This is a genomic window from Clostridium sp., assembly GCF_016650095.1.
Taxonomy (GTDB): domain Bacteria; phylum Bacillota; class Clostridia; order Clostridiales; family Clostridiaceae; genus Clostridium_AD.
Genome location: NZ_JAENWL010000193.1, coordinates 1 through 6,844, shown reverse-complemented (window position 1 = coordinate 6,844; position 6,844 = coordinate 1). Strand labels below are relative to the sequence as shown.

3 protein-coding genes and 2 pseudogenes are annotated in these 6,844 nt (G+C 31.6%); 4 read left to right on the top strand and 1 reads right to left on the bottom strand.

Annotated features, from left to right (window positions below; genetic code table 11):
• Positions 1-1,241 precede the first annotated feature (1,241 nt).
• From JJE11_RS11755 to JJE11_RS11740, 4 genes and pseudogenes are all read left to right on the top strand, one after another.
• Positions 1,242-1,640: a hypothetical protein gene (locus JJE11_RS11755; protein ID WP_291635803.1), complete on the top strand. Its 399-nt coding sequence runs from the start codon at positions 1,242-1,244 to the stop codon at positions 1,638-1,640.
• Positions 1,641-1,880: 240 nt separating this feature from the next.
• On the top strand, positions 1,881-2,240 hold the full coding sequence (locus JJE11_RS11750; protein WP_291635802.1) for a hypothetical protein: 360 nt from the start codon (positions 1,881-1,883) through the stop codon (positions 2,238-2,240).
• Positions 2,241-2,597: 357 nt separating this feature from the next.
• Positions 2,598-2,696 (top strand): annotated as a pseudogene (locus tag JJE11_RS11745) (choline TMA-lyase-activating enzyme); the annotation flags it as partial.
• A 5-nt stretch (positions 2,697-2,701) separates the two neighbouring features.
• Positions 2,702-4,116: pseudogene (locus tag JJE11_RS11740) on the top strand (pyruvate formate lyase family protein); the annotation flags it as partial.
• A gap of 141 nt (positions 4,117-4,257) precedes the next feature.
• Here JJE11_RS11740 and JJE11_RS11735 read toward each other — a convergent pair.
• Positions 4,258-6,207: an EAL domain-containing protein gene (locus JJE11_RS11735; RefSeq protein WP_291635800.1), complete on the bottom strand. Its 1,950-nt coding sequence runs from the start codon at positions 6,205-6,207 to the stop codon at positions 4,258-4,260.
• Between the last annotated feature and the right edge of the window lie 637 nt (positions 6,208-6,844).

Below are 6,844 nucleotides of genomic sequence, written 5' to 3'. Positions count from 1 at the left end.
TTTAAATTTGTTTAAACTTACTTCATACGAACCAGTTGGTCGCAGGTTCGACTTCTGTCCGACGCACCACTAAAGCATTGCAAACACTAAGTTTGTAAGGCTTTAGCTTTGCCCCAAAATAAAATTTTGCCCCTTATTGGTTTTTATAAATAAAAAATGAGGGCTATTTTACCCCCATTTTATTTATCACTTTTTTGAATTGCTTTAAAATATTTGGAATATTTAAATACTTTCCAAACATATTGCAAAATACAAGCTTATTATCGTTATATAAATTGACCATCTTAAGTTTTAAAGCCATTTGTGTTAGCCTATATTGTTTAAGCTTATTCACCAAAGGGGCTGGTATATCTTATTTATTGTTCTAACTTTTCATCTTCAAATGTAATTATATTTCCGGCAACCTCATTACTGAAATGCAGCCCATGCGAAAAAACCCGCTAAACCAATTATAAATAGAGTCCATGCTACAGGATGCTTTATTAAATTTTTCATTATTGTTCCCCATTTATATAATATAATTACTTACATTATATAAATTAAATCCCGTATTAATTCCTTTTACTCATAATAAAACTTACTTTATTTCAGATAAAATCTTACAGAATCTGTTTGAGTTTCATTATTATCCTTAATGTTTTTTCTATATGGGTTCTCACCAATATCTCCAATGGGAATTACTTTTCCTAGGAAATAACTTGGATTTGATAGGACCGTTTGGAACATACTATAATATAGTTAAGTTAAAGTTAGATTTCAGTTAAATTTTAAAATACCTTCTATAAATATCATATATTCAAAGATCACTAGATAAATGGGAGATAAAAATGGTGAAAAAACATCTATGTATACAGATGGAATTATTGTAGGAAAGGGTTGGTGGGAAAGATAAATGTAGACCGTTAATGTACAAAGTAATATATATTTGTTAATTTAGTATTCAACAAACTAAGTCTGAATAAAAGCTAAAAGCAGTGGAAATTAAAATTTCGCGGCTTTTTCTTATATGATTTTAGTTTTTCATTTAATTACTTTACAAAAGAGGGATTAATTATTTTTTATAGAATCTAACATAATAAAACAATAATAATGAGTTGACATTTATAGCTTACAAAATATGTAACTAATGGAAAACAAATATTGAAAATATATAACACCTTAATATATAAGCCTAGTAAGCTTAGCGCATAACAATTTATAATTATTCAATTTCTATTGTTGAAAAGGGGGAACACATTAGAATGTATAAATTAAAAGACGCTAGAGGAATGCACAATAATGATACAGGAGTAAAAAATATTTTATTTGATGGAATAATAATAGGCAACATATCTTTTGAGATTAATGGAAATAGTATGCATGTAGACGATATAAACATAGACGTTAAATATACACATAAGAAGCACGCAACAAATTTGTTAATACACTTAGTAAAAGAATTTAACATTGATATTATTGATGGTACTGGAACATATGACGAAGGAGAATACTTCTGGGAAAGGTTAGGAGCCAAAATGTCAGAGTATGTATATACTAAAAATATTGTAGACGTCCAAGGAGACACTCCACAATATTGTTGTTTAGGTAGGAATTTCAAATTAACAAGAGAACAGTTAATAAAATATAGTAAATTAAAATAATAGATTTCGTCAATCTAGTTAATCACTATAATAAAGATAAACAATTTTCTAGCACATATTTTAAATAAAATAAATGCCGTGAAAAAATAGGTTTTCACGGCATTTTACTATTTATCTTTAGCTAACATTTGCAGCGGTTGCAGAGCGACATTTTCATAATTTTCAATTTTAAGGTATACTTATATAAATGAATATAACTAATGATGATGCATAATGCATACCTACAAGGAGGAGATATTAATGAATGATTCATTGTTAGACATAAATAATAATCAGGCTCTAGCAACTTCAAAAGAAGCAAATTTAATAATTAAGTTTTTTACTGGTAAAGAAAATGATGCTGACGCTCAACAAATGTTGATCGATATACAAGCTCATTATGATAAAAAAGGTGAGTATTTAGAAATTGATGCTGTTGTGTTTTGGAATTATTTACTAAAGCGTAAACCATATCAACAAATTATAAAAAAAAGTAAAAACATCAGATACTATGATTTTAAAAAAATAATAAAAATCAAAGGAATAGAGAACTATAAGCAATTGGTTGACGCTGCTAATGATTATAACAATAAATATAAATCTAAATATATTTATTATTAAGGATTGTAACAATAAATATAGGTATAGAGTACAAATTATAAATAAAATAAAAAGCATACGACATAATTTTAATTATATTGTATGCCTTTATTTTATTTAAGTTGAACAAGTTCTTACAAGACAAATGAATAGTTATAGGAGTTAAATAAGTCACCTACTAAATTGCAGCTGACTTTAGTATTGTAATATACAAATTTAATTTTTGTGTAGCTTTCTTATTCATACTATCCAGGTGGGTTAGTATAGATAACCCGACATGTGAATGGTTGCCGTATGCCATACTGTTTTACTTTGGGTTTCGTTTTAGCTATAATTGGAAGTGAATTTATTTAATCAAGAGGAGAGAGATTATATATTATGAGCAATGCGAATGTAGCTATTATTGAAAGAAAGGCACTCATTTTCAATGTGCAAAAATATAATATGTATGATGAACCGGGAGTAAGGACACTGGTGTTACAATAGAAACGTGTGAGGGAATTCTCACATATGCAGCTCGTCTTTCGACATATGCATGGGAACTTTCTGAAAAGGAACAAGATCCAAAGCGTAAATCAGAGCTTAAAAAGATCGCCGAGGTTAATGCCCGTGTGCCAGCTAATCCTCCAGAAACATTTCATGAAGCATTGCAGGCCATTTGGACAATACAGTCATTATTTTTGATGGAAGATAATCAATCTAGTACTTCACTGGGCCGTATTGACCAGTATGTGTTACCTTGCTATGCGTCAGATATTGAGAACGGAATGCTAAGCGAAGAGCAGGCTTTTGAATTGATGGGTTGTTTTATGATCAAATGCTCAGAAATGATTTGGTATACAGCGGAAGCGAGTGCCAAGTATTTTGCGGGATATATGCCTTTTATCAACATGACTGTAGGTGGACAGAAACGTGAAGGAGGAGATGGCACCAACGAACTAACATATTTGATTATGGATGCTGTGGAAAAAGTTAAGATATATCAGCCATCCCTTGCCTGCCGTATCTACAATCAATCTCCACACAGATATTTAGAAAAGATTGTGGAAGTTATCAAAGCTGGCAGCGGTATGCCTGCGTGCCATTTTGATGATGCGCATATTAAAATGATGCTCAGGAAAGGTTTTGATTTTGAAGACTCTCGTGACTATTGCCTTATGGGATGTGTTGAACCACAAAAATCCGGACGTGTATACACCAGTGGACAGCAGGTGGCTTTACACAATGGCCTATTACGATTGAAATGGTATTCAATCGTGGTGTTCTTAAGTCCTACGGAAGCAAGCAGTGGCTGGACACGGGAGAACTGGAGACATTGACCACTTATGAACAAGCGCCTAAATACGGTAATGACGACAACTATGCCGATCTAATTGCCACTGACATTGTCGATTATACAGAATACAGAATCAATCAGCACAAGTCACTTTATGCAAGACAGATCCATGGCACTTTGTCCCAGTCATTTAATACACCTTTGGGAGGGATGATTGGAGCAACACCTAATGGGCGCCTTTCCGGTGAACCACTGTCTGACGCAATGAGTCCTTCTCAGGGCGCTGATACAAAAGGGCCGACGTCAGTCATAAAGTCTGTATCCAAGATTAATGTTGAATCAATGAGTCTTGGAATGGCTCATAACTTTAAAATAAGCAGTAATTCTTTGAATACTCCTGAAGGTAGGGAGGGATTGATTACCCTGTTGCGAACCGCTTCAATTATGGGTAATGCTCAGATGCAATTTAATTGCGTCGATAACAAAACATTACTACAAGCCCAACTACACCCTGAAGAATATCGGGATCTTATTGTACGTGTCGCTGGATACTGTGCCTTTTTTGTCGAGCTTTGCAAGGAAGTACAGGATGAAATCATCAGCCGTACAGAGATAGGGTAAATTATATCAGTTGAGACGTGGCCTAAATATCGATTATTTGGGTAAATTTAAAATTGAACTAACACTAAAAAACCAAGGAGTTATAAAACACATTATTATTCAGTGAATTTTACTAATTAAGGAATTCGAAAGAGTGTATTTTTATAAGGTGATTTTTAGATCATATATAAGTGGTTTTTTTAATAATTCCACCACTTTATGGGCTGGCATAGGCTTAAAATAATAAAACCCTTGTATCTCGTCACACATTCCCTGATTTAAAAAATCAAGCTGATTTTTTGTTTCAACTCCTTCTGCAATAACACCTAATCCCATGTTTTTAGCTAATATAATAATCGCTTTCGTAATTGCTTCATCTTTAGTGTTCACACCAATACCCTGAATAAATGTCATTGGGATTTTAATTCTGTCAGCGGGCAATTGTTTTAAATAATTCAAAGAAGAATACTCTGTTCCAAAATCATCAATTGCAATATTAATGCCCATTTTTTTAAAGACACTTAAAGTTTCAATAATATGCCTTTCTCCATTAATTGCAGCACTTTCTGTAATTTCAAGTTCTAAGTACTGATAATCCAAGCCCGTTTCCTTTAGAATTCCTTCCACATCTTTGACAAGATTGTCATTCTGAAATTGCTTTGCGGAAAGATTAACCCCCATACGAATTCGAGGAAAACCTGCATCCTGCCAGGCCTTATTTTGCTTGCAAGCAGTCCGCAACACCCATTCTCCGATGGGAATAATAAGGCCCGTTTGCTCAGCAATAGAAATGAATTCCAATGGCAAAACTAAGCCTAATTCAGGGTGATTCCACCTTATCAAGGCTTCCAGTCCTACTATTTCATTAGAAGTACAGCTCATTTGAGGCTGATAGTATAGTTCAAACTCACTTCGTTCCAGTGCTCGGTATAAGCTATTGGTGGTTTCCATCGCTTCAACGACTTTGATTTTCATTACTGGAGTGCAAAGTGCATATTGATTTCTGCCTTTTTCCTTAGCCTTATACATGGCAATATCCGCATTTTTAAGCAACTCTTCCGCATTTTCACCATCCATTGGGTATACAGCAACACCAATGCTTGTAGTAACAAAACAGTCTTGATTATTAAGACTAAATGGTTCATTGAAACGTTTAAGAATTTTCTCTGATACCAGGCTAATGTAATCCAGGTCTTCTACATCTTTTATCAAAATAATGAATTCATCGCCACCAATTCTGGCAACTGTATCACTGTTTCGCAGGGTGTTACTCAATCTTTTAGATACTTGTACCAATAATTCATCTCCTGTGTCATGCCCCATGGTATCATTAATCATTTTAAAATGGTCCAAATCCAAAAACATCACTGCAAGAATTTTTTCCATACGACTTGACAAAGATATGGCATGATTAAGCTTTTCAGATAAGAATAGCCTGTTTGGCAACCCTGTTAAATGGTCATGATAAGCAAGATGTTTGGCTTCTTTCTCAGAGGATAAAATTTGTTCATTTTTTTTAAATACTTCTTGAAATTGTTCGTTAATACGATAATAGCGATTACTATTAATTTTATGAACAATTAATGTGATACTAAATAATAATACGAATGATACAATTTGTGTTAAATAGTAGATGGTTCCCATCTGAAAAGGATATGCATTGTACCAAACGAAAATGTTTAGCATTAAAGTTGTAAATGAAATTATTATTAACATACTTTTATTTATTCGTAACATAGATATCATAATAAGAATAAATGCTATCGTCCATACCGTCGCACCAACTAAATGATAAACTCGCAATACTATGAACATTAACATACAAGAAAAAATAACCGTAAATACATGTGATTTAAGTATTTCATTCTTGATTATTTTATTAAAAATTTGAAAACATAAAAAAATACCAAATAAAAACAGACTGTCTATTAACATAGTTTTCATATTTTGATTAAATACGAAATACATAATTAGAAATTTAAATATCGAACCAATAAATAAAATTGGACAAAAAAACAACATTGCTAACATATTCTCATATTTAACAATTAATGTATTTTCAGTTGAATCATTCATTTTTCTAATAGTTTCTAAAATACTATAAATTTTCATTATATCCCCCTATAAACACTTGTGCCGTAACTGTTTATTCTACTCGCTCATTAGTTTATGGCTATTATACCAAAACGATACATTTTACCATCATAGCTAAGTATTCTATATTCTGCTATCGCAAGTCTTGCTAAGTATCTACCTATATATATATAGATGCACCTCTTGCACTTTTCATTCTTGATTTTGTATTTATATAAAATCCATTAGGATAATCTTTGAATATTTTTAAACTTTGCTTTTTTCTCTGGATTTTTATTAATCATATAATTTATGAATTTATACTGCCATACTTTCCTAAAATACTCATAGTGGATACTTTTATTTATTCTATTTCCAAAATTCAGGATAATAATCTTCAAATATTTTTTTAAAGTAATTGTATTATTTTTGATAGTTTTATCATCTCATATTTTTCTTGAAATTTCCACATAATTTTCAGCTCGGCTTTGTGTATGTCTGTGTGTTTCAAATATAAAACACTGTTTCAAATACAAAACGCTTATATTGATTTGTGTTGCAGTTTCGAAACATATCATCCGAAATCATTGAAATTATTCTATCAAACAAAGCTATTACTATTTTAAGGTATAATATTCAATTTATAAAAATATGGCATGAATCTTGCGACTTTAAT

What these genes read in the sequence shown, in the direction of transcription:
- JJE11_RS11755 (WP_291635803.1), top strand. Translation starts at nt 1,242, where the DNA reads ATGTATAAATTAAAAGACGCTAGAGGAATGCACAATAATGATACAGGA.
- JJE11_RS11735 (WP_291635800.1), bottom strand. Translation starts at nt 6,207, where the DNA reads ATGAAAATTTATAGTATTTTAGAAACTATTAGAAAAATGAATGATTCA.
- JJE11_RS11750 (WP_291635802.1), top strand. Translation starts at nt 1,881, where the DNA reads ATGAATGATTCATTGTTAGACATAAATAATAATCAGGCTCTAGCAACT.